This is a genomic window from Leifsonia sp. Root227 (assembly GCF_001428745.1).
In the GTDB taxonomy this organism is placed as follows: Bacteria; Actinomycetota; Actinomycetes; order Actinomycetales; family Microbacteriaceae; genus Leifsonia.
In genome coordinates, this window is the sequence record NZ_LMIO01000002.1 from 83204 (window position 1) to 109809 (window position 26606).

Annotated in this window: 27 protein-coding genes; 7 read left to right on the top strand and 20 right to left on the bottom strand. The window is 69.5% G+C overall.

What is annotated here, in order from left to right:
- Positions 1-36: 36 nt before the first annotated feature.
- A complete protein-coding gene (locus tag ASE16_RS05320; protein ID WP_055891869.1) occupies positions 37-2019 on the bottom strand; it encodes a primary-amine oxidase in 1983 nt (660 codons plus the stop codon).
- A 275-nt stretch (positions 2020-2294) separates the two neighbouring features.
- On the opposite strand from ASE16_RS05320, the gene ASE16_RS05325 reads away from it, so the two are divergent.
- The 3 genes from ASE16_RS05325 to ASE16_RS05335 are packed head-to-tail and all read left to right on the top strand — an operon-like array spanning position 2295 to position 5370.
- Positions 2295-3740 (top strand): APC family permease, encoded by a 1446-nt coding sequence (locus tag ASE16_RS05325; protein WP_082581342.1) that lies wholly within the window; start codon positions 2295-2297, stop codon positions 3738-3740.
- Between the two features lie 23 nt (positions 3741-3763).
- Positions 3764-4528 (top strand): SDR family NAD(P)-dependent oxidoreductase, encoded by a 765-nt coding sequence (locus tag ASE16_RS05330; RefSeq protein ID WP_055891876.1) that lies wholly within the window; start codon positions 3764-3766, stop codon positions 4526-4528.
- Complete coding sequence (locus ASE16_RS05335) at positions 4528-5370, top strand: SDR family NAD(P)-dependent oxidoreductase (protein ID WP_055894299.1); 843 nt, start codon at positions 4528-4530, stop codon at positions 5368-5370. Before ASE16_RS05330 ends, ASE16_RS05335 begins: the two co-directional genes overlap by 1 nt.
- Positions 5371-5392: 22 nt before the next feature.
- Here ASE16_RS05335 and ASE16_RS05340 read toward each other — a convergent pair whose 3' ends face one another.
- The 9 genes from ASE16_RS05340 to ASE16_RS20065 form a co-directional block, all read right to left on the bottom strand.
- Entirely contained in the window at positions 5393-6088 is a 696-nt protein-coding gene (locus tag ASE16_RS05340) for an ABC transporter ATP-binding protein (RefSeq protein ID WP_055891879.1), read from the bottom strand.
- Entirely contained in the window at positions 6085-7854 is a 1770-nt protein-coding gene (locus ASE16_RS05345) for an ATP-binding cassette domain-containing protein (RefSeq protein ID WP_055891881.1), read from the bottom strand. Before ASE16_RS05345 ends, ASE16_RS05340 begins: the two co-directional genes overlap by 4 nt.
- Complete coding sequence (locus tag ASE16_RS05350) at positions 7841-8701, bottom strand: branched-chain amino acid ABC transporter permease (RefSeq protein WP_055891884.1); 861 nt, start codon at positions 8699-8701, stop codon at positions 7841-7843. The genes ASE16_RS05345 and ASE16_RS05350 overlap by 14 nt, the downstream gene beginning before the upstream one ends.
- 67 nt (positions 8702-8768) lie before the next feature.
- Complete coding sequence (locus tag ASE16_RS05355) at positions 8769-9956, bottom strand: ABC transporter substrate-binding protein (protein WP_055891889.1); 1188 nt, start codon at positions 9954-9956, stop codon at positions 8769-8771.
- A gap of 129 nt (positions 9957-10085) precedes the next feature.
- On the bottom strand, positions 10086-10475 hold the full coding sequence (locus tag ASE16_RS05360; protein ID WP_055891890.1) for a nuclear transport factor 2 family protein: 390 nt from the start codon (positions 10473-10475) through the stop codon (positions 10086-10088).
- A 58-nt stretch (positions 10476-10533) separates the two neighbouring features.
- Positions 10534-11325 carry a MoaF C-terminal domain-containing protein gene (locus ASE16_RS05365; protein WP_055891894.1) on the bottom strand — a complete coding sequence of 264 codons (792 nt, stop codon included), beginning with the start codon at positions 11323-11325 and terminating at the stop codon, positions 10534-10536.
- A 26-nt stretch (positions 11326-11351) separates the two neighbouring features.
- Positions 11352-12101: an SDR family NAD(P)-dependent oxidoreductase gene (locus ASE16_RS05370; protein WP_055891896.1), complete on the bottom strand. Its 750-nt coding sequence runs from the start codon at positions 12099-12101 to the stop codon at positions 11352-11354.
- Entirely contained in the window at positions 12098-13231 is a 1134-nt protein-coding gene (locus ASE16_RS05375; RefSeq protein ID WP_055891899.1) for a zinc-dependent alcohol dehydrogenase, read from the bottom strand. Before ASE16_RS05375 ends, ASE16_RS05370 begins: the two co-directional genes overlap by 4 nt.
- A gap of 164 nt (positions 13232-13395) precedes the next feature.
- Entirely contained in the window at positions 13396-14367 is a 972-nt protein-coding gene (locus tag ASE16_RS20065; RefSeq protein ID WP_055894300.1) for a helix-turn-helix domain-containing protein, read from the bottom strand.
- Positions 14368-14535: 168 nt separating this feature from the next.
- On the opposite strand from ASE16_RS20065, the gene ASE16_RS20070 reads away from it, so the two are divergent.
- The gene (locus ASE16_RS20070; protein WP_055891902.1) at positions 14536-15066 is read left to right on the top strand and encodes a hypothetical protein; all 531 of its coding nucleotides are present in this window, start codon (positions 14536-14538) and stop codon (positions 15064-15066) included.
- Positions 15067-15097: 31 nt separating this feature from the next.
- On the opposite strand, the gene ASE16_RS05390 is transcribed toward ASE16_RS20070, so the two are convergent.
- The gene (locus ASE16_RS05390) at positions 15098-15400 is read right to left on the bottom strand and encodes a DUF1905 domain-containing protein (protein ID WP_055891905.1); all 303 of its coding nucleotides are present in this window, start codon (positions 15398-15400) and stop codon (positions 15098-15100) included.
- Between the two features lie 94 nt (positions 15401-15494).
- Between ASE16_RS05390 and ASE16_RS05395 the strand changes: the two genes are divergently transcribed.
- Positions 15495-16118 (top strand): hypothetical protein, encoded by a 624-nt coding sequence (locus tag ASE16_RS05395; RefSeq protein WP_055891908.1) that lies wholly within the window; start codon positions 15495-15497, stop codon positions 16116-16118.
- A gap of 70 nt (positions 16119-16188) precedes the next feature.
- Here ASE16_RS05395 and ASE16_RS05400 read toward each other — a convergent pair whose 3' ends face one another.
- Positions 16189-17628, bottom strand: coding sequence for a lipase maturation factor family protein (locus ASE16_RS05400; protein WP_055891911.1), 1440 nt, complete (start codon positions 17626-17628; stop codon positions 16189-16191).
- Positions 17629-17705: 77 nt separating this feature from the next.
- Complete coding sequence (locus ASE16_RS05405) at positions 17706-18377, bottom strand: endonuclease/exonuclease/phosphatase family protein (protein ID WP_055891914.1); 672 nt, start codon at positions 18375-18377, stop codon at positions 17706-17708.
- A 147-nt stretch (positions 18378-18524) separates the two neighbouring features.
- On the opposite strand from ASE16_RS05405, the gene ligD reads away from it, so the two are divergent.
- On the top strand, positions 18525-19544 hold the full coding sequence (ligD, locus tag ASE16_RS05410) for a non-homologous end-joining DNA ligase (RefSeq protein ID WP_200949578.1): 1020 nt from the start codon (positions 18525-18527) through the stop codon (positions 19542-19544).
- A gap of 13 nt (positions 19545-19557) precedes the next feature.
- Here ligD and ASE16_RS05415 read toward each other — a convergent pair whose 3' ends face one another.
- The gene (locus ASE16_RS05415) at positions 19558-20628 is read right to left on the bottom strand and encodes an ATP-dependent DNA ligase (protein WP_055891916.1); all 1071 of its coding nucleotides are present in this window, start codon (positions 20626-20628) and stop codon (positions 19558-19560) included.
- A 105-nt stretch (positions 20629-20733) separates the two neighbouring features.
- Here ASE16_RS05415 and ASE16_RS05420 point away from each other — a divergent pair, with 105 nt between their 5' ends.
- Positions 20734-21180: an SIP domain-containing protein gene (locus ASE16_RS05420; protein WP_055891919.1), complete on the top strand. Its 447-nt coding sequence runs from the start codon at positions 20734-20736 to the stop codon at positions 21178-21180.
- A 19-nt stretch (positions 21181-21199) separates the two neighbouring features.
- Here the strand turns inward: ASE16_RS05420 and ASE16_RS05425 are convergent, their stop codons facing one another.
- From ASE16_RS05425 to ASE16_RS05450, 6 genes are all read right to left on the bottom strand, one after another.
- Positions 21200-22066: an SDR family NAD(P)-dependent oxidoreductase gene (locus ASE16_RS05425; RefSeq protein ID WP_055891922.1), complete on the bottom strand. Its 867-nt coding sequence runs from the start codon at positions 22064-22066 to the stop codon at positions 21200-21202.
- Positions 22063-22428 (bottom strand): hypothetical protein, encoded by a 366-nt coding sequence (locus ASE16_RS05430; protein ID WP_055891925.1) that lies wholly within the window; start codon positions 22426-22428, stop codon positions 22063-22065. Before ASE16_RS05430 ends, ASE16_RS05425 begins: the two co-directional genes overlap by 4 nt.
- Positions 22429-22432: 4 nt before the next feature.
- On the bottom strand, positions 22433-23881 hold the full coding sequence (locus ASE16_RS05435) for a dihydrolipoyl dehydrogenase family protein (RefSeq protein WP_055891928.1): 1449 nt from the start codon (positions 23879-23881) through the stop codon (positions 22433-22435).
- Positions 23882-23967: 86 nt separating this feature from the next.
- A complete protein-coding gene (locus tag ASE16_RS05440) occupies positions 23968-24753 on the bottom strand; it encodes a crotonase/enoyl-CoA hydratase family protein (protein ID WP_055891930.1) in 786 nt (261 codons plus the stop codon).
- A 22-nt stretch (positions 24754-24775) separates the two neighbouring features.
- Positions 24776-25747, bottom strand: coding sequence for an arginase family protein (locus ASE16_RS05445; RefSeq protein WP_082581264.1), 972 nt, complete (start codon positions 25745-25747; stop codon positions 24776-24778).
- 52 nt (positions 25748-25799) lie between these two features.
- The gene (locus tag ASE16_RS05450; RefSeq protein ID WP_055891932.1) at positions 25800-26576 is read right to left on the bottom strand and encodes a PspA/IM30 family protein; all 777 of its coding nucleotides are present in this window, start codon (positions 26574-26576) and stop codon (positions 25800-25802) included.
- Positions 26577-26606 lie beyond the last annotated feature (30 nt).

The following is a 26606-nucleotide window of genomic DNA, read 5'->3' on the forward strand; positions in this document are numbered from 1 at the left end:
AGTGAAGCGTGTGAAGTGAGTGAGGTCGGTCCGCGGTCAGTGCTCGCAGCTGCACGCGGCGCCGCCACCGCAGCAGGAGGCGGCAGCAGCACCGTCCGGCAGATCGAGCGCCGGGTTGCGGTCGAGGAAGCCGTACGGCTTGAACAGGAAGCCCGAGTAGTCGACCGGCATGATCGGCCAGTCTTCCGGGCGCGGGATATGGGTTGGACCGAACACGTGCCAGAGCACGATGTCAGCGTCTTCCAGCGAGCGGTCGGCAGCGGTCCAGGCCGGCAAGCCGGCGCCGCCGGCGTGCGCGTTCGGGTAGTCGCCGGCGGGGAAGCGCTCTGCAGGGTCGAACGCCGTCGCCCACAGGTGCTTCGTGGCGAACGTCGCCCGCCCGTAGACGGTCGATTCCGGCTGCGCCATCAGCGTCGCCCCCGGTTGCGGGATGAGGTGGTACGCCGTCGGCTTGCCGACCAGGTTGCGCCGCTCTGCGCTGGTGATCTCCCACACCCGCGACGACGCCGTGTTCGCCAGGCGGGCCGCATCCCGTTCGCTCCGGATGGGCGTGGTGCTCCAGGTGAACGCGTTGCCGTATGGGTTGTCCTCGCCGATCGGGATGCCGACCACATCCACTTCGGAGAGCGAGTTGCGCTCACCGTCGATGGCGACGTCGAGCCTGGCGCAGAACAGGTGCTGGTGCACGGGGGCGAACAGTCCTGGCGCTATCTCGGTGGCGTGAGGGTCGTCAGAGCCGGGGATGCCGGCCCCCGCGAACACGATGCCGGTCGCCTTCGCCTCCACCTGGATGGTGCCGTCGAGGTAGAAGTACCAGAAGAAGCCGTAGTCATAGTTGCCGATGGTGGAGAAGTAGGAGACGACGAGCCTGCGCGAACGTCGTACCTCTGCCTTGCCGTTCAGATCGGTGTGCTTCCAGAGCACGCCGTAGTCCTCTTCGTGCATGCAGACGACCTGCGGGATGGTCATCGGGTTGCCGTGGTCGTCTGCCACGACGCCGTCGAAGTAGTGGATGACGCCGAGACAGTCGCAGCCCAGCGTCAGGCTGTTGGCGTTCTTGCCGAGCAGGTACTCTCCGGCGTCGAAGTAGCTGATCCAGAAGCGCGTCGGCGTCGTGTCGCCGTACGGCACCACCATCTCCGGTACGGAAGCGCGCGAGAGCACCGGCCTGTGCTCGTCGCCGTCGCGGAAGCTCACCTGATTGAGCACGAGCCCTTCTCGGGCGTTGAACCCGACGCGGAACCTCCAGTTCTCCCACTCGACGGACTGCCCGTCGACATGGAAGCTCGGGCCGTCCGGCTGGGTGATCTCGATCGGCTTGAGCGAGGTGCGCGCTGGTCCGACCGTCGCAGCGTCGTAGTTGCCGTCCAGAGCGGGGACGGGCACATCGCCGTCGTCCTCGACCCGGATGACCTCGCCCTTCGTGAGGTCGATGTGCACGATGAGCCCCTCGACGGGGTGCGACCACGGCGAGTCCTCCTGGCTCGACCGCAGGAACGTGAGCGACCGGATGGCGCGCCTGCCCGCCTCGTCCGCCCTGTTGAAGAACCCCGGCGCGAGCGGCGCGCAGAACGCCAGCTCGATGCGATCGGCCAGCCCGCGGCGCGTCATGGCCGCCTGCCACTCCGGCGAGGCCTTCGCGATCCGTTCTGCGGCCTCGTACTCCTCGAGGAGGTACTGCGGCTGGCCGTACGGCGCGTCCGCCGTCGCCAGTGGCGTGTGGCTCACCAGCTCGGACGTCGTGACGGAGACCACGGCCTCCGCTGACGCCCCGGTTGCGGTGTCGAGCAGCACGAACAGGATGCGCCGCTCGATCGCATCCCCTGGCTGGAAGGCGGCGACGGCCTCCTTCGACGGCTCGACCGGCAGGACGGACGGGAACCGCGTGTCTGGGCCGATCAACCCTGCCGCATCGAGGACGTCGCGACCGCGCGAGAGCTCGGCGGCGGTCAGCGGGTCTAGAGGGTGTGCGACAGCGGTGGGTGCGGTCGAGGTGCTGGTGTGGTGGTGCGCGGACATGGACATCCTTCTCGTGGTGGTCTGTTCAGTATCGAAGCCGTACTCCATCCTGCGGAATGGGGCGCTGGACGATGTTCCCTTTGAGTCAAGTTGTGTGCAGTTGAAGCCAAGGCCAACCTGTGGAGGAAACGGGAACATCGCAGTAGCCGTGGCGAATCCCGTGCCGCGCCGACCGAGGAGTACCTCCCGTGACCTCCACAGAACAGGCAGACGACGTCGTCGCCCTGACACCGACCACGCGTCCGAGGCGCCTCGGAGTCCCCGCCGTCACGTTCATGATCATCGCGGCGTCCGCGCCGCTCACCGTGCTCGCCGGCGGCGTCACCACCACGTTCGCCGTCACAGGGGTGACCGGCGTGCCGCTCTCGTTCCTGATCCTCGGTGTGACGCTCGCGATCTTCGCTGTCGGCTACGCGGCGATGAGCCGGTTCGTCACCAATGCGGGAGCGTTCTACTCCTACGTCGCGCGCGGCATCTCCCGCCCGGCGGGCGTGGGCGTCTCGATCGTGGCCTTGGTGTCGTACAACGCGATGCAGATCGGCGTCTACGGACTGTTCGGCTTCCAGGTCTCGTCCCTGCTGAACGCGAAGTTCGGCTGGGATGTGCCGTGGTGGGTGCCGATCATCGTCTGCATCGCGCTGATCGCCGTGCTTGGCGTGAACCGCGTCGACCTCTCGGCGAAGGTGCTCGGCGTGCTGGTCGCCCTCGAGTTCGTCGTGGTCATCGTCTACGACGTCGCCGCCTTCATCGTCGCGCCGGAGGGTGTGAGCGGCGAAGCGCTCAGCCCGTCGAGCCTGTTCGTCACCGGCATCGGCGCCGTGTTCGCGTTCGGCATCGCCGCCTTCATGGGCTTCGAATCCGCCGCGATCTACGGCGAGGAGTCCAAAGACCCGAAGCGCACGATCGCCAGGGCGACGTATACCGCTGTCGGCATCATCGCTCTGTTCTACGCGCTGTCGTCGTGGGCGATGACGGTGGGCTCCGGCCCGAGCACGGTCATCGCCGACGCCACCAAGCAGGGCCCGGACCTCATCTTCACCTTCCTGTCCACGAACGTCGGCGTGGTCGTCAGCGACATCGCCCAGCTCCTCTTCGTGACCAGCCTGTTCGCCTCTCTCGTCAGCTTCCACAACGCCGTCGCCCGCTACTTCTTCTCGCTGGGCCGCGAGGGCGTGCTGCCCGGCTGGCTGTCCAGGGTTCGGGCGCGCAGCGGGGCGCCGTGGGCAGGCTCGGTGACCCAGACGGTGCTCGCCGTCGTCGTGATCGCCGTGTTCGCCATCGCGAGCGTCGGCTGGGTGCCTCCCGAGGGCGCACCGGCCGCGCTGTTCCCCGTGCTGACCCTGTTCTCCTGGCTGACCAACAGCGGCGCGATGGGGCTGGTGCTGCTGATGGCGATCGTCTCCGTCGCTGTGATCGGCTTCTTCCTGCGCGACGGCCGCGGCGTCGGCGTCTGGCAGCGGCTCGTCGCCCCGATCGTCTCCGGAGTCGCCCTGCTGGTGGTGTTCGTGCTGATCCTGGTGAACTTCAATGTGCTGCTCACCAGCGACCCGACGGCCCCTCCGACGGCGACCACCTTCATCCTGCCCGCCATCGTGATCGTGCCTGGCATCCTCGGCATCGTCTGGGGCGTCGTCCTCAAGAAGCGCAACCCCCGCGTGTATGCGCAGATCGGCCACGGCACGGAGGAAGCAGGAGCCCCCGAGCTGGGCCAGGAAGACTGAGCGACGAGGACCTGGCACAGCAGATGGAGCTCCAGCTCGACGGCCGCGGCGTGCTCGTGACGGGCGCGGCCAGCGGCATCGGCCGGGCGTGCGCGTTCGCGTTCGCCGCGGAGGGCGCACGGGTCGCGCTGCTCGACAGGGATGCGCGGGGGCTGGCGTCCGCGGAGGCCGAGCTGCGCGCATCCGGTGCTGCGGCGGTCGCGATCCAGGTCGACGTCACCGACGAGGCGTCCGTGTCCTCCGCTGTCACGGCTGCGTCCACCGCACTGGGCACAGTGGATGCGGTGATCGCGTGCGCGGGCATCTCCGGTCCGTTCGGTTCCCCCGTCGACGAGATCGCGCTGGCGGACTGGAACGCGGTGCTCGCCGTCAACGTCACAGGGCCGTTCCTGATCGTCAAGCACGCGCTGCCGCACCTGCGGTCGGCCGAGGCGCCGTCCATCGTGCTGCTCGCGTCCGATTCGAGCTTCGTCGCCGCGCCGGGGATGGTGCCGTACAACGCATCCAAGGGGGCGGTGCTGCAGCTCATGCGGGCGCTGTCCGTCGACCTCGCCGCGGACGACGTGCGGGTCAACGCCGTGTGCCCGTCGATCGTCGACACCCCGATGGCGCGTGCCGATCTCGGCGTGCAGCCTGGCGGGTTCGCGGACGCGGAGTTCCGCGTGCAGAGCCCAGCCGAGGTCGCCAGGCACGTGCTCTACCTCGCGTCGCCGGTGTCCCGGCCGGTGAACGGGCACGCACTCGTCTCCGACTTCGGGTATCTGGCGCGTTCGTCCTTCCCCGCGTGATGCGCGCGGGGCCGACAACCAACAGAGAGCAGGCAGCCGTGCCACTGAGCCGAGCATCCGTCGACGGCAAGGTCGTCGTCATCACTGGGGGAGGGACCGGCATCGGCGCCGCGACCGCCCGCCGCTACGCAGCGGAGGGTGCGCACGTCGTGCTGGTCGGACGGCGACAGGGACCGCTCGACGCCGTGGCCGCCGAGACCGGCGGTGTCGCCGTCGTCGCCGACGCGAGCGCGCGCGAGGACGCGGAAGCGGTGGTGCGCAGAGTCGTGACAGAGCTCGGCCGCATCGACGTGGTGGTCGCGAACGCCGGCGGCCACGGGGTGGGGACGGTCGACGAGACCGACGACGCCGCGTGGGAGCTTTCGTTCCGCACGAACGTCACCACGGCGTTCGTGCTCGCCAGGGCTGCTCTGCCGCAGCTCGTCGAGTCGCACGGGCAGATCGTGATCGTGTCGTCGCTCGCCGGGCTGTTCGCCGGTCCAGGCGTCGCCGGCTACACGGTCGGCAAGCACGCGCTGATCGGGCTCACGCGCTCGCTCGCCCGCGACTACGGCCGCTACGGCGTGCGGGTCAATGCGGTCTGCCCCGGCTGGGTGCAGACGCCGATGGCCGACGAGGAGATGGACGATTTCGCTCGCGCTGCCGGGCTGGCGAGCCGCGAGGACGGCTACCGCATCGTGACGGCCGCCGTTCCGCTGGCTCGTCCCGCCCAGCCGGACGAGATCGCCTCGGTGATCCGCTTCCTCGGCTCAGCAGAGTCCTCGTACGTGACGGGCGCTACCATCGTCGCGGACGGCGGAGCCCACATCGTCGACGTCCCCACCATCCCGCTCGACGCCTGACCCGCCCGTCCGCGAGGAGAGGTCAGGGGGCGCCGAGGTATGCGCGGTGCAGGACCTCGGGGGAGGACTGCAGGGCAGCCGCGGTGCCCGCGTACGTGACGCGGCCACCCGCGACGACGAGCGCGTCGGTGGCGACGCCGAGGGCGAGGTGCGTGAACTGCTCCACCAGCAGCACGCCGACCCCGGATTCGCTGAACTGCTTGATCATCGGAAGCAGCCGCATGAACACCACCGGGGCGAGCCCGAGCGACATCTCGTCGATCAGCAGGAACCGCGGCTTGGATGCGAACGCACGCGCCAGCACCACCATCTGCTGCTCGCCGCCGGACAGGAGGCCTGATGCGCTCGTCCGCCGCTTCTCCAGCTCTGGGAATTGGGCGAGCGCCTCGTCGACGCCCTCCTGCGTGCCGGCGGTGAGCCGGATGTTCTCCTGCACCGTCAGCGACGGGAAGATCGCGCGCCCCTGCTCGATGTGCACGATGCCGCGCCGTGCGCGCTGCACCCTCGACAGCTTGGCGATCGACTCGCCGTCAACGCTGATCGTCCCTCCGCTCGGCGCGACGATCCCGGAGATCGACTCGAGCAGACTGGTCTTCCCGGCGCCGTTCGGGCCGACGAGCGCGGTGATCCGCCCCGGCTCCACGGCGAGGCTGACCTCGCTGATGACGGGACCGGCGCCCCGGCTGACCGTGACCGATTCCAGGACGAGCGCGTTCACAGCATCTCCGTTTCACCCATGTACGCCTTCATGACAGCGGGGTCGGCGAGCACCTCCGCCTGCGGCCCGCTGGCGAGCACTTCGCCGAAGTCGAGCACCGTGATGGTCGAGCAGACGGAGCGTACGAGGTCGAGGTCGTGCTCGATCAGCACGATGGACATGCCGAACCTGGCCGGCGCCTGCAGCAGCCGAGCGCCGAGTTCCAGGTGCTCCTCGTGCGAGAGCCCCGCGGCCGGCTCGTCCAGGATCAGGATGCGCGGGCGGGCGAGCACGTTGGCCGCCACCTCCACGAGGCGTCTGGTGCCCACATCCACGTTCTGCAGGCGGGTGCGGGCGGTGGGGCAGCCGAAGAACGCGAGTGCGTCGTCGATCTCCGCGATGGTGAGCCGTCTGCGGGCGACGAAGCGGACGTACGCCTCGACGGTGAGCGTCGGCGGCACCCTGTCCTGCTGGAAGGTACGCCGCACGCCGAGCCTGGCGCGCGCCGTGGCAGACAGGCCGCGCAGGTCGCGTCCGTCGAGCGAGACGGAGCCGGTGTGCTGCGGCAGGAATCCGGTCACCGCGTCGACGAACGTCGACTTGCCCGCTCCGTTCGGCCCGATGAGTCCCATGATCGTGTTCGGCGGCACCGCGAGGCTCACGCCGTTCAGCGCCTTGACCTGCCCGAACGCGACGCCGAGATCGGTGACGACGAGCACGGGAGCGGCGGAAGGGTCTGCTGGCGCGGGAGCCGTCGCCGGGGGAGCGGCGGTCACCGCATCCCTTCCTGGCTCCTCGGCGAGCGGAGCGGCCAGCTCCACCGGACGCTTCGCGGCCTGACGCTTCCACCAGGCGTTCCGGATGCTCTGGCCCAGGTTCGACCCGCTGGTCAGCGCCTGGACGCCGAGCACACCGAAGATCACGAATCCCCAGTCCTGCGGGATGCCCCACCGCTTCAGCAGCTCAGGCACCGCGATCCAGACGATGCCGCCGAAGATCGCCATGTCGATGAGGTACGCGCCGGACATGATCGCCAGCACGTAGAGCGCCAACGACTGGATGGGCGAGAAGCTGCTCGCGAACGGCAGCCCCACCTGCCCGGCGATCAGTCCGCCGCTCACTCCTCCGAGGGTGGCGCTGACGGCGAACGCGGTGAGCTTGGAGCCGGGGACGCTGGCGCCGACGGATGCGGTGCCGCGCTCGGAGAACGCGACCGATTTCCAGCTCGAGCCCCACCGCCCGCTCTGCAGGAAGTACACCCCGATCCCGCAGATCACCAGCACGAGCACGCTGAAGAAGAAGTACGACCTGTCATCGCTGAACGCGTCCGGCCGGAGCACGGAGACGCCGTCCGTCGAGCCGGGGAACTGGATCTGCACCAGGGTGACGTCGGCCGCCGCGGCGAAACCGAGGGTGACGACCGCGAGGTTCACCCCGCGCAACCGCAGGGCAGGCAGGCCGACGAGCACGCCGACCACCCCGGCCGCCAGGCCGCCGAGGATCAGCCAGACGATGAAGCCGCCCGGCGCGTTCAGCACGTTGAGCAGCGAGACGATCCACGCGCCGACCGCGGCGAAGGTCAGCTGGCAGAGGGCGATCATCCCGGCGCTGCCCGTCACGATGCCGAGTCCGAGGATCGCGATGGCGGCGACGACGGCGCTCACCGCGAGGAAGACGAAGTAGCCGGAGAGCGAGACGCTGAGCAGGTATCCGGCAGCGAGGCCGATGGCTCCGACGATGAACGGCAGGGCGATCCGTGCCGCCGGGGTGCCGCTAACGCGCCGCATCCCACACCTCCTTGCGCTGCGTCCACAGCAGGAATCCGATGATGAACAGGAACGGCAGGAAGTTCCGGATGAACGACACCTCGTCGATCTGCGCCACCAGCCCGCTCAGCAGGCCGAGCACGAGGCCGCCGATCACGGCGAGGTCGAGTCGCCGGAACGCCCCGAGCAGCGCGGCGGCGGAGGCGGGGACGATGAGCATCGACAGGCTGGTCGCGTCGTTGGACTGCGATGGGGCGACGATGATGATGACGAGCGCCGAGATGATCCCGGTCACCGCCCACACCGCCACGCTCAGCGGCCGGGCTGGGATGCCGATCAGCTCGGCCGTCGTTGGTCGCTCTGAGAGTGCGCGCAGCTTGGTGCCGATCGAGGTGCGGGTGAGCACCAGGCGGCAGGCCAGTGCGACGGCGATCGCGAGCACCACCGTGGCGACCGTGACCTGGCTGACCACCACCCCTCCGATCGAGAACGCCGGCCCGGAAAGGATGGGGCTGAACGGCTGCGGCTTGTTGCCGAACAGGATGAAGGAGAGCGAGATGAGCAGCAGCAGCGGCCCGACGGTCACCGCCGAGCGCGTCGTGGTGTCCGCCTCCGGCAGCCAGGTGGCGATGATGAGCCCGATCAGGGCACTCAGCGCACCGCCGATGAGCACGCCGACCAGCGAGCCGAGCCAGATCGGCCAGCCGGCGTGGCTGACCAGCCAGACGGCCACGAAGCCGCCGAACATCCCTGTCGCGGCCTGGGAGAAGTTGACGACCCGCACCAGGCGGGACATCAGGGTGAGACACACCGCGAGCACGGCGTATAGTCCACCGGCGGCGAGGCCGGCGAGGGCGCCCTGCAGCATCCGGGCTCCTTTCAGAAACAGTGGATGCGGGGCTCGCCTCCGCACGGAAGGCGAGCCCCGCTGGTGGTCACTTCTTGGGCATCGTGATCCAGTCGTCGCCGTTCAGCTCCCAGGCGTTCTTGCCTGTGACGAGCTTGATCGGCCAGCCGGCGGTGTTCCCGTCGTGCACTTTCGCCGTTCCGAAGGTGTACGGCGTTCCGACCATCGGGTTCGTGATCGGCTGCATGTCGTGCAGTGCCTTCGTCACCGACTCGCGGGTGATGTCGCCCTTGATGCCCTCCGCCACCTGGATGAAGTACTTGGCAGCGAGGTATCCGCCCTGCGAGAACGACGTGAGCGGGATGTTGTTCTTCGTCATCAGGTCGCGCCAGTCCTTGTTGATGTCACTGGATGCGTCGGTGAACGGGTAGAACTCGGCAGGAACGTAGATGCCGGCTCCCGCGTCACTGACCGCCTTGGCGAAGTTGTCGCTGTAGACGCTGGTGAGGTAGAGCCAGTTCACGTCCTTCCAGCCCTGCGCGTTCGCCGCCTTGACCTGGGCGATGGCGTCCGGCTCGACCGGGTTGATCGCGAGGGCCTTGCAGCCTGCGTCCTTCGCCTTGACGATGTACGGCGTGTAGTCGCTCGCGCCGTACGGCACGGTGTCGTCGATGTACAGCGGCTTCTTGCCGGTGATCTCCGTCCAGGTGTCGATGGCCTTCTGGTACGCGGGGCGGGTGCTTCCCGCGATCTCCAGCAGCACGCAGATGTTGTCGAGCTTCGCGACCTCCGAGCCCCAGTAGAGCGTGAGCGTCATGTCGTTGAACGGCCCGACGTTGGCCGGGGAGATGTTGGGGCTGTCGAAGCAGCCGGTGTCCACCCCGACTCCTGGGATGCTGAGGACCTTCTGCTGCTCGTAGTACTTCGCGTTGATCTCGCACTCGATCAGGCTCGCCGAGCCGACCATCGCCACGGCTTCGTCGCTTCCGACGATCTCGCGCGCATTGGCGGATGCCGTGGCAGGGTCGCCCTTGTCGTCGAGCGCCTTGTAGTCGATCTTGTGACCGTTGATCCCGCCCTTGGCGTTCTGGTCGGCGAAGACCGCCGCTGCGGCGAGCGACGCCTCCGGGAAGGTCGCCGGTCCGCTCTTGGTGTTGACCGATCCGACCACGATCGGTGCCTTGCCGTCTCCGCTGCCGCCTGCGCTGCAGCCGCTCAGCACGAGTGCTGCGGATGCCGCGAGCGCCGCGGTGGCGTAGAACACGTGTTTCCTCATGCGCTTCCCTGCCTCTCGGGTTGCGCCACGACCACTTCGTCGTGGCATCTCGTTCTGAAACCTACGGCCGGGTGCCATGCCGTCAGTTGCCTGTGGCTGCACCCTTCTTGCCCGTGCGCGCTCTGGTGCCTACGCGAGCGCATCCCGGACGCGCGCGGTGTCTGTGAACTGCTCGAACGCGACGACCTCGCCGCCGGAGAGCCGCCAGACGTGGGCGACTCTGGCCTCGAACCACCGGCCGGTCGCCCTGAACGTTCCGCTGTACGTGCCGAGGCCGACGATGGTGTCTCCGCCGTCGATCAGCTCGGTGATCGCGGCCGTGTATCCGTCCCACTCCGCCCCGATGCGCTCGAAGACGCCTGCGCGCACCTCGTCAGGGCCGACGTATGTGCCTGCGTACGGGAACCCGGCCATCTCGGTCCAGCGGGCGTCGGCGGCGAGCGGGGCGAGCATCCCGTCGATGTCTCCGCGGTCGCTGGCGTCGTAGTGGGCCTTGATGATGTCGTGGTTGCTGGTCATGGTCGTGCTCCGATCGGTGGATGCGCTTGGCTGTGGATGCTGCTGGTTGCGGATGCGTTCAGACCGGGTGCGCGTCGGGGTACGACACGGAGCCGAGCGGGTAGATGTGGCCTCCGGCGCGCGAGTGCTCCGACTCGCCTGCGCCGTTCAGCCCGAGGAAGATCCCCGTGGTGCGCAGGTCGTAGCCGAGGTCGTGCAGCCAGACGCTCGCCACCGCGATCCGGAATTCCCTGAAGCAGAACAGGTAGAGCCCGTCGGTGAACTTCCACACGGTGGACAGGTCCATGTCGCCGTGTCCGCGCTGCACGCCCTCCAGGCACTGCCAGGCGTAGCGCTGCGACGACACGTAGACGTGCTCGTAGAGGTGGTGCGGGCTGTAGCGGTAGATGTTGCGCTTGCCGATGAGGTCGCGGGACGGCCCTGGGACCTCTCCGGTGGGCTCGCCGGCGTCGGTGACGGCTGCGTGGAACGTCTGACGCACGCGGGGCGTACCCTCAACCTCCTCCTCGCCGATCACCGAGTGTGCGACGAGCGCTCGGTGCGTCGTGGTCGAGTAGACGACCGTGATCGCCGCCCGCTCCACGCTCGTCAGCGGCAGGTTGACGAAGATCACGTCGTCGCGGGCGGAGACGGCGTCGTACGGGTCACGGCCGCCGCCGGCAGCGGAGGAGGTCCACACCACGGCATCCGTCTCGAACGCCAGTGTCAGCGTCGAGCCGTCGTCGAGGGTGAGTGCGAGCTCCGTGCCAGAGAGGTCGGTGTTCGGCAGCCGGTAGGTGTCGATCCCCGCGGCGAACTCGTCGTATGTGCGCCATTCGTCGGTCGCAGGGTCGTGCTCGGTGTCCGTCATCGTGTTCCTTTCGTTGTCCGCGCGTCTCAGCGCAGGGAGTATCCGCCGTCGATCAGCAGGTCGGTGCCGTAGCAGTATCCGGCGTCGTCGGAGAGGAGGTAGAGGGTGCCTGCGGCGATCTCGTCGATCGTCGCGAAACGGCCGGGGACGGTGTTCGGCAGCCACTGCGCGTGCATGGCGGTGTCGCCGTCGAGGAACGGGGTGGACACGTAGCCGGGGGAGACCGTGTTGACCCGCACCCCTCTGCCGCCCCACTCCACGGCGAGCGTGCGCACCATCGCGGTCACCCCTGCCTTGGCCGTGTTGTAGTGCACCGTGCGCTGCGGCACGTTCACCACCCGGTTGCCCGACATGGATGCGACGGCCACCATGCTGCCCCGTCCAGCGGCGAGCATGGTCGGCGCGAACGCCTGCAGGGTCAGGAACACCCCGCGGAGGTTCACGGCGAGCACGGCGTCGAAGTCTGCGATCGGCAGCTCCTCGGCCGCCGTGTCCGATCCGCGAATGCCCGCGTTGGCGACGAGGTGGTCGATGCGGCCGCCGGTGAGTGCGAGCAGGTCGGCCGCCGCGTGCGCCACGCCGGCGGCGTCGGAGGCGTCGCAGTACACGTGCTCGCCGATCCCGCCCGGCTCCAGGTCGAGCCCGAAGACGGTCGCTCCCTCTGCGGCGAGCCGGGAGGCGATCCCGCGGCCGATCCCGCTGGTGGTGCCGCTGACGGCCGCGATGCGTCCGGCGAACCTCTCGGTGCTCCCGGTGCTCCCGGTGCCCCCGCTCATCGCGCCGACACCCCGACGCTCGGGTCGATCACGGCTTTCAGCACGCCGCCGTCCCGGTTCTCGATCACGTCGTATGCCTCCCGCACCTCATCGAGGCCGAACCGGTGGGTGACCAGCGACGCGTAGTCGAAGTCCGCGCGTTCGAGCATCCGGATCGCCGGCTCGAAACCGCCGGCAGACAGGAACGAGGGCAGCAGGTCGATCTCGCGCGTCAGCAGGTCCTCGTCGGCGAGGAAGGTCACGGGAGCGTTCGCTCCGCACGCCCCGGCGAGCACGACGCGTCCTCCGCGCCGCACCAGCCGCACGGCCTGCTGCTGCGCGCCCGTCGCGCCGGCGATCTCGATCACCACGTCTGCCAGCCGTCCGCCGAGCTCGGCGTGGACCGCATCCACCGCGTCGGTCTCGCGGGAGTTCACCACCGCGTCAGCGCCGAACCGTCTCGCGAGCTCCAGCCGGTTCGCCCGCGTGCCCACGACGATCACCCGTCCTGCGCCTGCCGCGCGTGCGGCGGCGGCGGCGAGGATGCCGACCGGTCCTGGTCCGATCACCACCACGGACTCTCCCGGCGCGACCCTCCCTCTGGCGATGGCCCGGCAGGCGACCGCCAACGGTTCGACCAGCACGGCGCTCTCCCAGGCGAGCGCATCCGGCAGCCGGTGCACGATCGCCTCGCGGGGCACGTACAGGTGCTCCGCGTATCCGCCCCACAGCCCTGGCGAGACGGTGCGCGGGATGTTCACCCCGAGCTGGCGGCCGTGCGGGAGCCCGGAGGACGGGTCATCCGCCTCGCACAGGTTGTACCTGCCTTCCCGGCAGCGCGCACAGCCATGGCAGGGCAGCAGCATCTCGACGGCGACCCTGTCGCCGGCGGACAGCCCCCTGGTCACGGCAGCAGCCTCGCCGATGGCCGCGACCTCTCCGACGAACTCGTGACCGGGCACCAGAGGGAACGGGTCGCCGATATGCCCGGCGAGGAGGTGCAGGTCCGTCGCGCACACGCCAACCAGGGCGACGCGCAGGATGAGGTCGTCCTGTCCGGGGGAGGGGAGCGACTGCTCGGCGGTCTCGATCACCCCAGCGGAGGGGAAGACCACCTGACGGCTGGTCGGGGGAAGGGCGGTGCCTGGCATGCGGGTTCCGTTTCCGCCCGCGCTGCGTCGCGCGGGTCTGACCCATCGTGCGCGGCAGAGTCCACCGGCATCAATGGCGGACGCCGCATCGTGCCCCGACCGTCAAGCCCAGTTCCCTCCCCGACAAAATCGAGGTGGATGCGCGCCCAGGCAGCCCGGGCGCGTCAGGCGGCGCGGCCGGAAGCGCGCAGCTCGCTCGGCGACTCCGCGTACGTCGACTTGAACACGCGCGAGAAGTGCGCGGCGTCCACGAACCCCCAGCGTGCGGCGATCGCCGCCACCGGACGGTCGCCGTAGAGCGGGTTGAGCAGGTCGCGCCTGCAGCGTTCGAGTCTCCTGGTGCGGATCCACGAGGAGACGGTCGTCCCCTGCTCGCGGAACAGTCCGTGCAGGTGCCGCGTGGAGATGAAGTGCGCGGCGGCGATCTGCGTCGGGCCGAGGTCGGTGGAGGCGAGATTCGCGTCGATGTACGCCCGGATGCGCTGCATCAGGGCCTGGTGCGCGTTGCCGGGGCCGCTGGCGATGTCGAGCTCGTTGGCGAACATCGTGGTCACCAGGTCGAGGGCGCTGTGCGCGAGCCGTGCGCCCGTTGCTCCGTTGAGCTGCTCCAGGTTGCCGACGAGCTGGGCGAGGAACGGCACGATGATGCTGCCGACGCCGCTCTTCCCGCTCATCGTCACAGCGGTGAGCTGGGCGACCACGTCCGCAGGAAGGTCGATCAGGTGCTTCGGGAACATGACGACCATCGTGCGGAAGTCGTCGTCGAAGACGAGCGAGTACGGCCGGTGGGTGTCGTAGACGGCGAGGTCGCCCGGTTGCAGCACGGCCTCTCTGTTGTCCTGGATGAGCAGGCCGGTGCCGGAGAGCTGCAGGCTGAGCTTGAAGTAGTGCCGGTCGGAGCGCGCGATGAGCTCCGGCGTCCGCTCGACGACGTGCTCGGCGGCGCTCACCTCGGAGACGTGCACCTCGTCGGCGTCCGCCGACCGGATACGCCCCCAGAACGGGTCTGGGCGGGAACTGGTCACGTGCAGGGGAACGAACGACTCGGACACCGCCGTGCGGAACTCGCTGAAGTTCCTCGCGACGGACGTGGTCACGCGTGACGCGCTGACGGCCTGCGTTGTCGGGTATGGCACGGTCACCTCATCTGAATCGGGACGACACTGTATACGATCCGTGACACGGATCGTATCACGCGTGCCGGTGCACGCCTCTGCCCGCCGGACGACGAATCGTGCCGGGGCACGCAAGCGGGATGCGCGGGCGGCACACCACGGGCGACTGCCTGGATCTAGCGTGGCGGGATGAGCAGCGTGACGGTCGCCAGGGCGGCGAAGCGGATGGGACCGCGCCGTGCTGCTGCCGCGCCGCTGATCGCGCTTCCCGCACTGTCGCTGCTCGCCTCCGCGGCGATGCTGGCCTCCGCCTTCGGCGTCGCCCCCATTCCCGGTGGGGTCTGGGCGGCAGCGCTGGTGGTGACGGCCGCGGTGGTCGCCGCGACCGGACGCGGACGCGGCACCGCGCACCTCGCGCTCGAACCGTTCGCGATGGCGCTCATGTTCGTGCTGGCCGCCGTGCACGGCCACGCGGTCCCCGCATCCGTCACCGACGCATCTGCCGCATCCACCGCACCCGCCGCATCCACCGCGCACGCCGCCCACCTCGGCGGCCCCTGGCTCGTCGTCGCGCTCGCCGTGGCCGTCGCCGTGCTCTCCGCTGCGTGCCTGGCCTGCGCGCTGCGCGTCGCCGTCACGCACCGGCCGCGCGCCGCCGTGCTGCCGGTCGCGTCCGCCGCCGCGATGTGTGCGATGGCGGTGTGGATGCTCGCGGCCTGACCGCAACCCGCACCCTGCAGACCGCATCCCGTTACAGCAGCGTCTCGATCCCGAGCCGCACCACATCGCCGAGCCCGACGCCCTCCTTCGCTCGCACCGAGCCCTTGATGGCGACGATGTACGCGCCGTCCGCCGATTCGGGGAACACCGAGGTGGACCAGCGCGAACCGCCCAGCGTCACCATCACCTTCACAGAGCCGAACCCGGCAGGGGGATGCGGTTGCAGCCGGATGTCCTCCGACACGTCGAGCGGCAGCCTGGCGAACACCCACAGGTCGCGCCGCGCCTCCCAGCGCCACAGCTCCGCCTCGAACTCGTATCGCACACCGGCCATGTCACCACTCTGCCGCACCTTCGCCGTTTTCCGACAGAATGGGATGGCAGGGCGGCACCGCTTCTTTCGTGCCGCCTGCGATCCGAGGAGAGGGATGCGCTGGCCGAACTGGTTCCGCAAGCGCGCGGTCACGCCGCGCACCCGGCCGTTCGATGAGGACGCGCTCGAGGAACCGGCTCCGCCGACCCTCGAACAGTCCGTGGAGGAGGGGATGCTCCTCGCCGACTACGCCACGAGGATGGCGGTGAAGAACCACATCGTGGTCGACACCATCCAGCAGGACAACCCGTTCGACCCTGCCAGGCACATCGCGCAGGCGGCGGAGATGCTGCGCGAGCTCGCCGACGAGCAGGACCAGGCCGCCGAGCGCGCTGCTGAGGCGCGGCTCGCGGTCGTCGGGCTGGGCGGCGACGCCACCCATCCGCACGACTACCGCGACATCGACACCAGCAACCTGGCGCTCCGCGAGGCGGCAGCGAGGGCGCTGGCGGACGGACTCCGGGCCAAGGCGGACTCCGAGCAGGAGCTGCTGACGATCGTCGAGCGCGCCAGGCAGGACGCCTGGGACGAGGTCGGCCGCGCGATCCAGGCGGGCCTCGACGCCTTCTCGGGCGTCGAGGCCCTCAAGGCGAACTACGAGGAGGAGCGCCCTGCCAGACTGCGACTGCTGATCTGGCGCGACCTCGCCAAGCTGGAGGAGGAGCGCGGCGGGTACTGACGCACGGGGGCCGACACCGCCGCCGCACGGGGCCGACACCGCCGCCGCACGAGGGCGAGAGCCCCGGCGCTCAGCCGCGCAGTGACACCGGCGGCACGAGGTCGGCGATCTCCACGCGCATCCACCTGGCGCCGGATGCGCGTTTCTCCGCCCTGGTCGTGAACCGGTAGAGGAACATCCTCGCCCGCACGGCGCGAGGCGGACGGCCGCCGAACGGGTCGACACGCAGCAGCCGCAGCGTCGGCCGGTCTGCCTCGAGTAGCCGCAGCAGGAACATCTCGAACCACTCGGTGTCGCGCGAGCCGAGCGCGAGGAACCACATCAGCCAGTCGAGCCGCAGGTGGTAGGGCGCGAACTGCCGGGGGAGACGTTTCACGTCGCCCGGCTTGCCCTTGAAGGCGTACTCCTGCCAGCGCGCATCCGGATCGTGGGGGTCGTCGTCCGTGCCATCGACGATCACCTCGTAGCGTTCCTGCGTCACGGTGCCGAACGCCCCGTACGCATTGACGAGATGCCAGCGGTTGAAGCTCGCGTTCATCAGCTGCCTGTGCGCGAACAGGTTGCGCAGCGGCTGCCAGCTCAGCCCGACGAGCAGGATGCTCGCCACCAGCACCACGACCGCGTACCAGCCGGGCACGGTGTCTGCCCCGATCCCGCCGACCCCGCCACCGCCGAACACGAACCGGAACGCGGCATCGTCCACCGCAGAGAACGCGAGCACGATCGTGATCACGTTCAGCCACGCGAAGTTGCCCGTCGCCACCAGCCACAGCTGGGTGAGGATGACGACCGCCGCCGCGATGCTCGCCACCGGCTGCGGCGCGAACAGCAGCCACGGCACGACGAGCTGGGCGAAGTGGTTGCCGAGCACCTCCACCCTGTGCCACCACTTCGGCAGCAGGTGCGCTGTGCGGCTCAGCGGGTTCGGCATCGGCTGGGTCTCGTGGTGGTAATAGAGCGCGGTGAGGTCGCGCCAGGAGCGGTCGCCGCGCATCTTGATCATCCCAGCGCCGAATTCGAGCCGGAACACCAGCCAGCGCAGCAGGAACACGATGGTGACCGGGGGAGCGGTGTCGAGAGCGCCGAGCATGGCCACGGTGAACCCTGCCTCGCACAGCAGGCTCTCCCAGCCGAACCCGTAGAAGGTCTGGCCGACGTTCACGATCGACAGGTAGAGGAACCACACCACCAGGAAGACGGGCAGGAACACCCAGGTGGGTGCGAGCTGCACGACACCGGCGACGATGAGCAGGGAGAGGAAGGCGCCCGTCCACGCGACGGCGAGGAGCATCCGGTCGGAGTACCGCCAGCGGAACAGGGTCGGCTGCCTGCGCGCGTACGCGGTCTGCAGGAACCGCGGGGCGGGCAGCAGGCCGCGTTCTCCCAGCAGCGCGGGGAACTGGTTGGCGGCCGAGACGAAGGCGATCAGGTAGATGAGGGCGACGCCGCGCTCCAGGATCTCCCGCGCGATCGTGTAGTCGCCTGCGGCGAGCCACCCGAGATCGTCCATGCGCACCACCTCGCCTGGGAACGCCGTTCACGATACGCCGGGCTGCGGCGATGGTCCAGGCTGCTCGCGCTCGCGGGTCAGGCGGCGAGCTCGGCGTCCAGGCTGATCGCGCGGTGGTCGGAGGCGCCGCGGGGCAGTACGTCCACCCGCTGGATCTCGAAGCCGGTGGAGGTGACGAAGTCGAAGTATCCGGTGAAGAACTTGTAGCGCAGGTAGGTCGGCTCGCTGCTGCGGCTGAGCGCGTAGCCCGCCGTCGTCAGGTGGCGTTCCAGCCCGCGGATGAACCAGGGGTAGTTGAAGTCGCCGACCATCACAGAGGGGATGTCGGCCGCCAGCGACCGCATCCCGGCGTGGGCGGCAGCGATCTGCTTGCGCCGCAACGAGTTGGATGCGGTCAGCGGCGCCGCGTGGAACGACCCGACCAGCACGTCCTCCTCGGTCTGCCTGTCGTGCAGGCGCACAGCGAGGAGCCGTTCGTTGGCGGGGGCGAGCACCCGGTCGTGCACCGACTTCTGCACGGCGAACACCTTGGTGTCGAGGATGTCGTAGCGGTCTTCACGCACGTAGACGGCGAGACCGAGGCGGTTGGTCTTGGTGGTGTCCGCCAGGACCAGGTGGTGCAGGCGCTCCGGCAGCATCTCGCTGTCGCACTCCTGCAGGCAGAGCGCGTCGACGTCGTATGTGGCCGCGATGTCCGCGAGCTCGTGACCTGCCGCGTGCTTGCGGAGGTTGTAGCTGACGATCTTCAGGGGAACTCCTCGGGTCGTGCACGCTCCGTCCTCGGGGGTGCGAGAACATTCTCACCCACTTTTGCGAACGCACGCGCTCCGACGCCGCATCGCACACGGAATTCACACGACTGTCATCGACGCCCCGGCGACGGGTACGGTGTGAGCATGGCAGGCGACGCAGTTGTCATCACGGTCCCGGGTCCGCACGGCGACAGGGAGGTGCGGATCTCCAGTCCTGGCCGCGTGCTCTGGCCGCAGCTCGGCATCACCAAACTCGACCTCGCGAACTATTTCGTGGCGGTGGGGGATGCGTTCGTGCGCGCGAACGGCGACCGTCCCGTGTCGCTGCAGCGCTTTCCGGACGGCATCGACGGGGAGCAGTTCTTCTCGAAGAACCCGCCGCGCGGCGCACCGGACTACGTGCGGTCGGTGATGGTGGTGTACCCGAGTGCCCGGTCGCATCCACAGCTCGTCATCGACGAACCGGCGGCTGCGGTGTGGGCGGTGCAGATGAACACGGTGGTGTTCCACCCGTGGCCGTCGCGTGCGGAGGACTCCGACAATCCCGACCAGTTGCGCATCGACCTCGACCCGCAGCCGGGGACCGACTTCGGCGACGCGATCCCAGCGGCCGTCGAACTGCGTGCGGTGCTGCGCGAGGCCGGCCTGGAGGCGTTCATCAAGACCTCTGGCAACCGCGGCCTGCACGTCTTCGCCCCGATCGAGCCGACGCACGAGTTCCTGGAGGTGCGGCACGCGGTCATCGCCGCCGCGCGCGAGCTCGAGCGGCGGATGCCGGAGAAGGTGACGACGGCGTGGTGGAAGGAGGAGCGAGGCGAACGCATCTTCGTGGACTTCAACCAGGCCAACAGGGACAGGACGATGGCGGGCGCGTACAGCCCGCGCGCTCTGGCGCACGCGCCGGTGGCGACGCCGATCGCCTGGGAGGAGCTGGCGACGACGGACCCGCGCACGCACACGGTGCTCACGATCCCCGAGCGTCTGGCGACCGTCGGCGACCCGTGGGAGTCGTTCGGCGAGAAGCCGGGCACGATCGACGTGCTGCTCGACTGGTGGCAGCGCGACCTCGACGACGGGCTCGGCGAACTGCCGTTCCCTCCCGACTATCCGAAGATGCCGGGGGAGCCGCCGCGCGTGCAGCCGAGCCGCGCGAAGAAGGTGTGACGGTGGCGGCGCGCTAGTCGAGCACGTCGGCCAGATCGTACGCGATCGGGCGGTCGAGCTGGTCGTATGTGCAGGAGCGCGCATCCCGGTCGGGACGCCAACGCTCGAACTGCACTGTGTGACGGAACCGCATCCCCTCCATCTGGTCGTAGCGGACTTCCAGCACGCGCTCCGGCCGCAGCCGCACGAACGAGACGTCTTTCCCGGACGAGAACCGGCTGCGCTCCGTCTCACCTGTGACGGTCTGTCCGTCGTCGTCGCGGAGCACGAGCGGGTCGAGCTCGTCGATCAGTTCGAGCCGGCGCTTGTCGGTGAACGCCGAGACGCCGCCGATGTTGCGCAGCTCGCCGTCCGATCCGTAGAGCCCGACCAGCAGCGACCCGACGCCGCGCCCGCTGGTGTGGATGCGGTAGCCGAGCGCGACGACGTCTGCCGTGCGGTGGTGCTTGATCTTCAGCATGGTGCGCTTGTTCTGCGCGTACGGTGCGGCGAGCGGCTTCGCGACAACGCCGTCCAGGCCCGCGCCCTCGAACTCGACCAGCCATTTCCTGGCGAGGTCGACGTCTCGGGTGGTCCTGGTGAGCTCGATCGGGGCCGGCAGGCCGCCGGCGAACTCTTCGAGGGCGGCGCGCCGGTCGGCGAACGGCCGGTCGAGGTACGACTCCTCGCCGAGCGCCAGCAGGTCGAACGCGACGAACGTGGCAGGGGTCTCCTCTGCCAGCAGCTTGACGCGGCTGGCGGCGGGGTGGATGCGCTGCGACAGCGCCTCCCAGTCGAGCCGTTGCTTTCCTGGCTCGCCCGTCGGCACGACGATCTCGCCGTCGAGCACGCAGGGTCCGGGCAGGATGCGCGTGAACGCCTCGACCAGCTCGGGGAAATACCGGGTGAGCATCTTCGAGCCGCGGCTGCCGATCTCGACGCTGTCGACGACGCCGGGGGTGGATGCGGTGGCGTAGACGATGGCGCGGAAGCCGTCCCACTTCGGTTCGTAGCTGAGGCCGCCCGCGACTTTGTCCGGCTCCGGGACGGTCGGGACGGCTTTCGCCAGCATGGGCGCGATGGTGTTCGTGGCCGTAGGCTCCATGTCTCGATCATGCCGCGTCGGGCGGGAGGGCGGAAGGTGCGGCTGGCTGGGCATCCGCTCGGAGCGCTTCGAGGTTAGGTAAGGCTGACCTATACTGAAGGCACGATGTATCGACCCGATCACGCGACCCACACCGCGACCACAGCTCACCACGACGACCGTGTGCAGTTCCTGGTGGTCGCCGATGAGTCGTCGCTGACGGAGCTGGAAGCCGAGCTCTCGCTGCTTCCGCTGTGCGCCCGCGGCCGCGTGTTCGTCGAGGTCGAGGACGAGTCGGAGATCGTGGCGCTCGCCACTCCGATGCGCATGACGGTCACCTGGCTCACCCGCCGCAATCGCAGCGGCCGCCCGGGAACCGGAGAGCGTTGCGCCAGGGGAGAGGCCGCGACGCGTGCCGTTCGCGCCTGGACCACCGAGATGCTCTGCGACGGCCCTGGCGAGACCCGCGTCATCCTGACCGGTGGCTTCGCCCTGGTCACCGAGGTGCGCGAGCACCTGCAGTCGGTCGTCGGCATGACCGCCGACGCGATCGTCGCCCCCGCCTACCACTGACGCGGAGCACGGGCCGCCGTCACACCCGGCTGTCCACTCCCACCAGCTGCTCCGAGATCGTCCACAGGTCGCGGCCGAGTTGCGCGTCCTTCGCCTGCGCGGTCGTTGCGCCGTTGGCCTTGAGGCGGTCGAAGTAGGTTCCGCTCGGCGCACCGACCGGCGCCTCGCCCGCGAGCCTGATGAGGGGCAGAGCTCCCTGCTCCACAGGGATCCCGTAGGTGTTGCGCGTGACGAACGCGCCGAACCGGATGAGCGGCGACGTCCTGCCGAAGTTCGTCGCGATCGTGCCGGGGTGGAACGAGAACGCGTCGACGCCCGTCCCGGTGAGCCGTTCCGCCAGTTCCGAGATGAACAGGATGGTCGCCAGCTTGGCCGTTCCGTACGCGCGCCAGCCGCCCAGCCACGGCCGCTTCTCGAAGTCGAGGTCGTCGAGGCGGAGGTGACCGAAACGGTTGGCGAGGCTTGCCGTGGAGACGACGCGTACATCACGCCCGGCCGCCGCCGTCTGTTCCAGCCGCGGGCGCAGCAGGTGAGTGAGCAGGAACGGCGACAGGTGGTTGGCCTGGATGGTGCGCTCGTGCCCGTCGACCGTGAGCTCGCGCTTGGCGTTGAGACCGCCGGCGTTGTTGGCGAGCACGTCGATCGTCTCGTATCTGTCGAGCAGGGCGCTCGCCAGCGCACGCACGTCGTCGAACTTCTCGAAGTCGGCGAGGAACGGCGTCGCGCCGATCTTCTCGGCGACCGCGCGGGTGCGCTCGGGGTTGCGGCCGACGACCGCCACCTCGTTGCCCTGCTCTGAGAGCCGCTGGGCGGCGACGACCCCGATCCCGGAGCTCGCCCCCGTCAGGACGATCGTGCGCCGGTAGCCGTCTGCCTCAGCAGTCATCGGTAGCCACCTTTCTCGAGACCGGCCTCGATCTCGAATCGGTTCTTCAGGGGGTCGCGGCCCGCGACGAGGTAGAGCAGCGGGAACGCCATTCCGTAGCGCTGCCACTGCCGTTTGTGCACGGCCTCGTGTTCGAGGATGTCGTCCGAGACGTTCTGCGCCGTGAGGTAACAGCCTCCCACGCACGAGCCTCCTCTGCCGAACGTGCGCTGCGGCATCCCGCGGAAGACGAACAGTCCTGCGCGACGTTCGACCCGTCCTGTGCTCCAGATGAAGCCCCAGACCAGGCCGACCGCGGTGGCGTAGAGGTAGCCGAGCCGGCTGATCGGGGAGTCGAACAGCAGGCGGGTGACGATGCGCATCCCGTCACTCCTCCGGTCGGCCGTATGCTTCGAGCAGCCGCAGCCAGACCTCGCTGAGGGTCGGGTACGAGGGCACGGCGTGCCACAGCCGGGAGAGCGGAACCTCTCCCACGACGGCGATGGTCGCCGAGTGCAGGAGCTCGCCGACGTCCTGTCCGACGAAGGTGGCGCCGAGGATCACCCCCCGGTCTTCGTCGACGACCATCCTGGCCTTGCCGACGTAGTTGTCCGCCACGATGCTCGCTCCGGCCACTCCGCTGATCTCGTAGTCGACGACCCTGGTGCGGTAGCCGGCCCTCTCCGCTGCGGCAGCGGTGAGGCCGACAGAGGCGACCTCGGGATCGGTGAAGGTGACCTGGGGCACCGACTGGTGATCGGCGGTCGCGACGTAGGTGCCCCACGGCTCCAGCGACACGTTCGCGCCCTTCGCCCTGGCCGCGATGGCGTCGCCTGCCGCCCGTGCCTGGTACTTGCCCTGGTGCGTGAGCAGGGCGCGGTGGTTCACGTCACCGACACCGTAGAGCCAGCCGCCGTCCACCGGCTCGCCGTCCGAGCCGAGGACGCGCATGGAATCGTCGACCGACAGCCAGGCGCCGCCTTCGAGGCCGAAGGCTTCGAGACCGAGATCGGCGGTGTGGGGGATGCGGCCGGTCGCGACGAGCAGTTCGTCCGCCTCGACCGTGCTGCCGTCGTCCAGGGTGAGCAGGAAGCCGTCGTCGTCCGTGCGCGCGACCGACGTCGGCGAGGCGTCCAGGTGCAGCGTCGCGCCGAGTTCGCGCAGCGAGTCGGCGACGAGCTCTCCTGCGAACGGTTCGTTGCCGCCGAGCAGCCCGCTGCGCGAGATGAGGTGGACCTCGGTACCGAACCCGGCGTACGCGGTCGCCATCTCGACGCCGACGACGCCTCCGCCGAGGATCGCGAGCGACACGGGAACCCGCTGCACGCTCGTGGCGTCCCTGCTCGTCCACGGCTCGCTCTCGCGGAGTCCCGGCACGTCGGGGAGGAGCGCGGCAGAACCGGTGCAGACGGCGACGGCGTGCTTGGCGGTGAGCACCGTCACCGTGCCGTCGTCCGCCGTCACCGTTACTTCCCTGGCTGCGGTGATCACCGCGTGCCCGCGGACCAGGTCGATGCCTGCTCCGTTGAGCCATTCGACCTGCCCGTCGTCCTTCCAGTCGCTCGTCATCACGTCGCGGCGCCGCAACACGGCCTCGACGTCGAGGGGACCAGTGACGGCCTCACGCGTTCCGCCGACCTTCTGCGCCGCCCGAAGGAGCGCGCCGCTGCGCAGCAGCGCTTTCGACGGCATACAGGCCCAGTACGAGCACTCGCCCCCGACCAGCTCCGCCTCGACGATGACAGTGCGCATCCCGCCCTGCACCGCGCGGTCGGCGACGTTCTCGCCCACTGCCCCAGCGCCGATCACGATGACGTCGTACTCGTTGCCGCTCATGCTCTCTCCTGTCGTTACTTCGTGTTCGGTGCGCTGCGATGTTCGGTGCGCTGTCGTGGTCGGTGGCGCCGCGGTGGCCGTCGGGCTCAGCGCCCCACGAACTCCGCTTCCGTCCTGGTGAGGAAGGCCTGCATCCCGATCGCCGCGTCTTCGCTGGTGGCGAGACGCACGAGCGCCGGCTGCAGTTCGGCCTCTGCTGCCGCGTCTCCGTCGCGGACGGCGCGCTTGGCATTGGCGAGCGCCGCCTGCACGGCAAGAGGCGCCTGGGCGGCGACCCGTTCTGCGATGGCGAGCGCTCTGTCGAACTGCTCCCCGTCGTCGACGAGCTCCTGCACCAGTCCGATGCGGTGGGCCTCCTCGGCGTCGAAGCTGTCTCCGGTGAGGATGTAGCGCATCGCGTTGCCCCAGCCGACGGCGCGAGGGAACCGGATGGTGGCGCCGCCGAACGGCAGGATGCCGCGCGAGACCTCAATCTGGCCGAACGTGGTGGACCGGGCGGCGACGGCGATGTCGCTCGCCAGGATCAGCTCGATCCCGAGGGTGAGACAGGTGCCGTGCACGGCGATCACGACCGGCTTGCTGAGCTGCTGGCCGGAGACCTGCCACGGGTTGATGCCGTCCGGACCCTCGATCGTGAGGCCGTCCGCTCCGATGCGCGGCCCGATGTCCCCGAGGTCGAGGCCGGCGGTGAAATGATCGCCGACCGCGTACACCAGCCCGACCCTCAGCTCCGGGTCCCTTTCGAGGACGCCGTATGCGTCGGCGAGCTGTCGGAGGAGCTCGAAGTCGGCGGCGTTGCGCTTCTCCGGTCGGTTGAATCCGATGAGCAGGATGTGTCCCCGCCGCTCGGTGATGATCTTGGGTGCGGTCATGTCTCCCAAGCTACCTCGACGGTCACGACCCGTCATCGGCGGGGCGAGGATCTGTGGAGAGATGCCGCGCAGAGCCGGTTGTGGAGGAACCGCCCGCCGAGGACCCACCCGTGGAAGTCCCACCCGTGGGCGCCCCGCCGCCGTTCGCCTCCAGCCGCCCGGTCAGCGCGCCCAGAATCCGCAGGATCACCGCCATGTCGTGCCCTGCCGCATCCGGAGACTCCGGCGCGAACTCCGTGATCGCGGCCCCGGCGAGCCCGAACCGGCCGCGCAGGGCGCGCACAGCGTCGCACAGTGCTTCCGGCTGCACCCCGAACGGCTCCGGATACCCGACTCCGCTGATCGTGGCAGGGTCGAGGACGTCGAGGTCGATGTGCACGTACACCGAGGTCGCCCCTGTCGCCTCGACGGCGGCGACGATCACCGCTGGGTCGTCGAGCTCCCCTGGCCCGAGCATCCTGATGCCCGTCTCCTCGATATACGTTGACTCGCCGTCGTCGATGGCGCGCGTCCCCGCGAGGACGACGTTGCCGGGGGAGAGGAGCGATGGACCGGAGGACGCGAGCCCGTCGGGGGCGTCGCCGAGGAGGGCGCGCACGACCATCCCGTGGAACGCGCTCGACGGCGACGAGCCGACGTCGTTGATGTCGGCGTGGGCGTCGAACCAGACCAGCGCCACCGACCCAGCGGGGGCGCCCGCCACCGCGTGCTGCACGCTCGCGAGGTCGGCGGCGCAGTCTCCGCCGATCGTGACGACGGGCGCCTCGAGCAGCATCAGCTCCGCCGCGGCGGCGTCGCGCACCGTCGCGAGCGCGGAGAACCTGCTCACGCCCGTCCCGAGCGACTCACCGGCCGCGGCAGGCACGGGAACGACCGTCGTCGCCGCAGCGGGCAGGTCGCCCCTGATCGCCTCGGCGCCGTCGATGAGCCGCATCGCCCTCGACGAGCCTGAGCCCTGCCACTGCGGCACCACCAGGAAGGATGCGCTGCTCATCTACGCCTCGCATCCTTCCGGGGGTCAGCGCCCTGCCGGGCGCAGCGTGCGGTCACTGGCCGGGGGTGTACGGAGCCGACGACGCCGGATCGGCCGTCACGGCGGCCTGCGCCGGCGCCCCGCCTGTCTTGAGGGCGGCGAGGCGCGCCTCGACCTCTGTCAGCTCTCCGAGATCGTCGAGCTGGTTGAACTGCGCATCCAGGCTGGACGCCGCGAGCTCCGACGCCCCGCGCACCTTCGCCTCCTCGCGGCGGATCTTGTCCTCGAACCTGCCGACCTCGCTGGTGGGGTCGAGGATGTCGATGCTCTTGACCGCATCCATCACCTGCGACTGCGCCTGCGCGCTCTTGGCGCGCGCGATCAGCTCTGAGCGCTTGCTCTTGAGCTGCTCGAGCTTGGTCTTCATGCCGTTGAGGCCCGACTTGAGCTTGTCCACCACCTCGGTCTGCGCGGCGATCTGCGGTTCTGCGGCCTTCGCCTCGTTCTCCGAGGAGATCTGGCGCTGCAGGGCGACCTTGGCGAGGTTGTCGAACTTGTCGGCGTTGGCCGCGTCTCCTCCCGCCCGGTAGGTGTCCGCCTGCTTGCTGGCCGCGAGAGCCTTCTGACCCCACGTGGATGCGGCCTCGACGTCTTCCGCGTGGTCGTCTTCGAGCAGGCGGAGATTGCCGATCGTCTCTGCGATCGCGCTCTCGGCGTCGGCGATGCTGTTGGTGAAGTCGCGGACCATCTGGTCGAGCATCTTCTCCGGGTCTTCCGCCTGGTCGATGAGCGCGTTGACGTTCGCCTTCAGCAACTGCGAGATGCGCCCGAAAATGGACTGTTTTGCCATCTTTCCTCTTCCTTTCGCTTCAGGCCCCCT

Excerpts from the sequence above, each read along its gene's own strand:
- ASE16_RS05320 (WP_055891869.1), bottom strand. The coding sequence starts at position 2,019 with ATGTCCGCGCACCACCACACCAGCACCTCGACCGCACCCACCGCTGTC.
- ASE16_RS05325 (WP_082581342.1), top strand. The coding sequence starts at position 2,295 with ATGATCATCGCGGCGTCCGCGCCGCTCACCGTGCTCGCCGGCGGCGTC.
- ASE16_RS05330 (WP_055891876.1), top strand. The coding sequence starts at position 3,764 with ATGGAGCTCCAGCTCGACGGCCGCGGCGTGCTCGTGACGGGCGCGGCC.
- ASE16_RS05335 (WP_055894299.1), top strand. The coding sequence starts at position 4,528 with ATGCGCGCGGGGCCGACAACCAACAGAGAGCAGGCAGCCGTGCCACTG.
- ASE16_RS05345 (WP_055891881.1), bottom strand. The coding sequence starts at position 7,854 with ATGCGGCGCGTTAGCGGCACCCCGGCGGCACGGATCGCCCTGCCGTTC.
- ASE16_RS05350 (WP_055891884.1), bottom strand. The coding sequence starts at position 8,701 with ATGCTGCAGGGCGCCCTCGCCGGCCTCGCCGCCGGTGGACTATACGCC.
- ASE16_RS05355 (WP_055891889.1), bottom strand. The coding sequence starts at position 9,956 with ATGAGGAAACACGTGTTCTACGCCACCGCGGCGCTCGCGGCATCCGCA.
- ASE16_RS05360 (WP_055891890.1), bottom strand. The coding sequence starts at position 10,475 with ATGACCAGCAACCACGACATCATCAAGGCCCACTACGACGCCAGCGAC.
- ASE16_RS05365 (WP_055891894.1), bottom strand. The coding sequence starts at position 11,325 with ATGACGGACACCGAGCACGACCCTGCGACCGACGAATGGCGCACATAC.
- ASE16_RS05370 (WP_055891896.1), bottom strand. The coding sequence starts at position 12,101 with ATGAGCGGGGGCACCGGGAGCACCGGGAGCACCGAGAGGTTCGCCGGA.
- ASE16_RS05375 (WP_055891899.1), bottom strand. The coding sequence starts at position 13,231 with ATGCCAGGCACCGCCCTTCCCCCGACCAGCCGTCAGGTGGTCTTCCCC.
- ASE16_RS20070 (WP_055891902.1), top strand. The coding sequence starts at position 14,536 with ATGAGCAGCGTGACGGTCGCCAGGGCGGCGAAGCGGATGGGACCGCGC.
- ASE16_RS05390 (WP_055891905.1), bottom strand. The coding sequence starts at position 15,400 with ATGGCCGGTGTGCGATACGAGTTCGAGGCGGAGCTGTGGCGCTGGGAG.
- ASE16_RS05395 (WP_055891908.1), top strand. The coding sequence starts at position 15,495 with ATGCGCTGGCCGAACTGGTTCCGCAAGCGCGCGGTCACGCCGCGCACC.
- ASE16_RS05400 (WP_055891911.1), bottom strand. The coding sequence starts at position 17,628 with ATGGACGATCTCGGGTGGCTCGCCGCAGGCGACTACACGATCGCGCGG.
- ligD (WP_200949578.1), top strand. The coding sequence starts at position 18,525 with ATGGCAGGCGACGCAGTTGTCATCACGGTCCCGGGTCCGCACGGCGAC.
- ASE16_RS05415 (WP_055891916.1), bottom strand. The coding sequence starts at position 20,628 with ATGGAGCCTACGGCCACGAACACCATCGCGCCCATGCTGGCGAAAGCC.
- ASE16_RS05420 (WP_055891919.1), top strand. The coding sequence starts at position 20,734 with ATGTATCGACCCGATCACGCGACCCACACCGCGACCACAGCTCACCAC.
- ASE16_RS05425 (WP_055891922.1), bottom strand. The coding sequence starts at position 22,066 with ATGACTGCTGAGGCAGACGGCTACCGGCGCACGATCGTCCTGACGGGG.
- ASE16_RS05430 (WP_055891925.1), bottom strand. The coding sequence starts at position 22,428 with ATGCGCATCGTCACCCGCCTGCTGTTCGACTCCCCGATCAGCCGGCTC.
- ASE16_RS05435 (WP_055891928.1), bottom strand. The coding sequence starts at position 23,881 with ATGAGCGGCAACGAGTACGACGTCATCGTGATCGGCGCTGGGGCAGTG.
- ASE16_RS05440 (WP_055891930.1), bottom strand. The coding sequence starts at position 24,753 with ATGACCGCACCCAAGATCATCACCGAGCGGCGGGGACACATCCTGCTC.
- ASE16_RS05445 (WP_082581264.1), bottom strand. The coding sequence starts at position 25,747 with ATGAGCAGCGCATCCTTCCTGGTGGTGCCGCAGTGGCAGGGCTCAGGC.
- ASE16_RS05450 (WP_055891932.1), bottom strand. The coding sequence starts at position 26,576 with ATGGCAAAACAGTCCATTTTCGGGCGCATCTCGCAGTTGCTGAAGGCG.